This window comes from Paenibacillus sp. P4_E11 (assembly GCF_056401635.1).
Map to the genome: position 1 here is coordinate 1 of NZ_JBFUIX010000276.1, position 3,165 is coordinate 3,165.

The 3,165-nt window shown below is 44.5% G+C and carries 1 protein-coding gene and 1 pseudogene; both read left to right on the plus strand.

Going from position 1 to position 3,165, the window contains the following annotated elements; all coding sequences use genetic code 11:
- The coding region (locus tag AC1DWB_RS32710) for an S-layer homology domain-containing protein (RefSeq protein WP_477545275.1) at positions 1-2,322 on the plus strand (2,322 nt) is incomplete at its 5' end.
- Between the two features lie 455 nt (positions 2,323-2,777).
- Positions 2,778-3,165: pseudogene (locus AC1DWB_RS32715) on the plus strand (S-layer glycoprotein); the annotation flags it as partial.

Sequence of the window (3,165 nt, forward strand, 5' to 3'; positions counted from 1 at the left end):
GTATCCAATACACCCTATTTGATCGTGAATAATATTTATCACGGTCGAGTTGTGAAAAATCCAAACTTGGAAATCACTTGTATTAAGCCGGGAGATTCCATCGCATCAGGTAATTGTATCTCTGGACGATTGGTCAATATTCCACTGCCGTTGGCAGCTCCCAATCCGTACACAGTAGATGTCATTATTAATGAAAGTAATACAAACCAATTGATCCCTAACCCAGCAGACAATACGTTTTATGTTCAGGTAGGCAACTTCCGTGAAGGTAAAAACACGATTAAGTTCAATGTGAAGAGAAATGGACAAATCGTAACATCCAGTGAGTACGAGTTATTCGTATTTAGTACGGATGCTCCAGAGTTCCTTTCCATTAAACCGGTCGACCCGGGAGATGTGAAGAAATATATTCTAGGCAAACAAGCGGAAACTTACTCGACGAACGAAACGTCTGTAGCATTTTCCGGACAGTTTGCTAATGCTAGCGAGATTAAGCTTACGGTTCGAACCAAGGACGAGAATGGAGTTCCAGTGGTGAAATACGACCGGAGGTTTAACAACTTCTCTGCAGTCGAACCAGCAAGCGCCAACCCGAATTATTTCAGACTACTCAATAGCCCGTCGGCCGGACAGTTTGAGACCAACCCCATAACGTTGGCCGCCAAGGGAGAAACGATTTTCGAATTCTCGATTACGAACGCATCTGGCATCTCTGTAACTCGTAGCATCACGATTAGCCGTGAGCCACTGCCGTTCGTTATTAAGTACCYGGCTCTCATTAAGAACGAGAAGGGCGAACTCCAGGCCAATATTAATAGCAATTATGTAGAAGTCGAGATGGAGGCAGAGGGCGCAGATAGCGTAGTTTTCGGTAAAGACTTTGCTGTGCAGCGTGAAGTTACAGATGAGAACAACGTGAAGCGGAAACGATTCTTTTACGAAATTGATAACCTCAAGGCTGGCAAGAACAACATCAAATTCACAGTCAACCGGGGCACTCAAAAATCCAATGGAACGATCGTGCTTTACAATGTAGATACACCAATTGAGGGAGCTCAATACAAAACAGCTCTTAAATCCTCAATCGATGCATTTGATGGCAAGGTGAAATTGGTGTTTCCGAAAGGGACGAATTTCAGCCGTAATGAACCTAGTGCCGTTAATCAATTCCTAACAGCTGACCGTAAAATTTTGTTCGGAATTGCCAACCAGACAGATGGCCGGGTTGATAAGGTTAAGCATCCGACACCTTCTGACGGACAACAGACGGGGAACCGTAACCCTTATATCAGTACAGTAACAGGTCAGCAGGTCTTGAGTGAACCTACTGGTAAGTTCCGGCCTGCAGGACCTTTAATCTGGATTGATGCAGGAAGCATTCGCAAGAACGAGACGGACATGAACAAAGCCTTAAGCGGTAGCGGGCGGTTACCGTACGATAATGAAGCCTTCTATGCACGAAGCAAGGAAGATCAAGTCATTCCGACCGACAGAGGGACATTGACGCTGAAGTATGATTCGATTATCCGGGATGATGCATGGAAGTATATCTCCGTCTATCATTTCGATATATATGAAGACTACACAGGAACGACACAATGGCGATGGAGAAATCTTGGCGGAGTCGTCAATACGGGGAACAACACGATTACAGTCCCGTTTGATAACTTCGGTTACTATCAGATTATGTATATGGGCAACAGCTTCGACGATGTGACTGGACATCCGTGGGCAAGAAATGAACTGGATACCCTTTATTCCAAAGGAATAATGTTGAATAAAGAGGCGTCAGCTTTCGTTCCGAATGATGCCATTTCTCGTGGAGAATTTGCCACCATGCTGGTCAAAATCTTTGATATTCCGCTTCAATACAGCGAGATTGCTACGTTCACCGATGTGCCGCGGGTCAATATATTGACCAGGCTTTATGACTACAAGTACATTGAGACGGCTGCAAAGGCTGGTATTGTGCGAGGAGCAGCCTTAGGCAGATTCCTGCCGGACAGCGCTGTTACGCGTCAAGATGCAGCTGTTATGATCGCCCGAGCTGCTGAATTGAAGCTGGCTTCTGACTCTACATTAGACAAGGTGCTTGCTGGTCTGCAGAAGACCTTCACTGACGGAGAGCAAATCGATATTTACGCCAGAACTGCCGTAGAGGCTGTTACAAAAGCTGGTTTAATCGAAGGTAAAGAGAATGTACTGCAGCAAGGTCAGAAGAAAGCTAGCGTTCGTTTTGACCCACTTAACACGTTTACACGGGCAGAAGCAGCGGTAGTGGCCATGCGCGTGTTGCAGCAGCAGAAGAAAGTACCTAAATGATGGTAGGGAGCTGTCGGCTGTAGGGTCGGCAGCTCCTTCTTCCATCAGACTTTCCTGCTGGAAAATACTTAGTAATGACGAACATGATAGATGGTTGTATACTAAGCTCGTAGCCCAAACTACAACAAAACTGTATAGCACATAGATCAACCTATCGTGAGAGCTTAATGCGCACGGCATACATAATGAAAAAAGTTTTTTTGCATGTCGCGCAACTTTTTTCTGCCCCCTGCGTTTAATTAAGTGAAATGAACGACATCACGGAAGATAGAGAAGAGTCTTGGGTAATTTTCACAAATATCTCTTTACGCTAGATATTCACCATTGTATAATGTTATAGTGGTGTCTGTGTCTCTAGTTTTCTATCTAATTTTGTTTACTAGTTTCTGTGACATCAAGTTACAGACTTTTTATAGTAAATAACGCTCAACTCTGGGAAGGGGGTGAAATAGCCGATGAGTGAATCGAGCTTGAATTTAGAACCAAACTCTAAAACATTGAAGGTAAATCGAGGAGGAGAAAAAAAGGTTATGAAGAAAAGTTTATCCGTTCTAGTAGCAGGTGCAATGGTTACTTCCATGTTCGCTTCCGTAGCGTTCGCAGCTGACGCACCATTGACAACACAACAAAAGTTAGACGCCCTTATCGCAGCTGGTATTTTTGATAAAGATGGAACAGGTACTGGTTCCGAGCTTGAAGCTAACATGTCCCGTGAGCAATTGGCTAAGATTCTTGCTAAATTGCTGAGCTTGAAAGACGTAACAGGAACTAGCTACACAGACGTTGCAGCTGACCGTTGGTCCGCAAGCTTCATCCAAGCAGTATCCAAGGCTACACCAATGC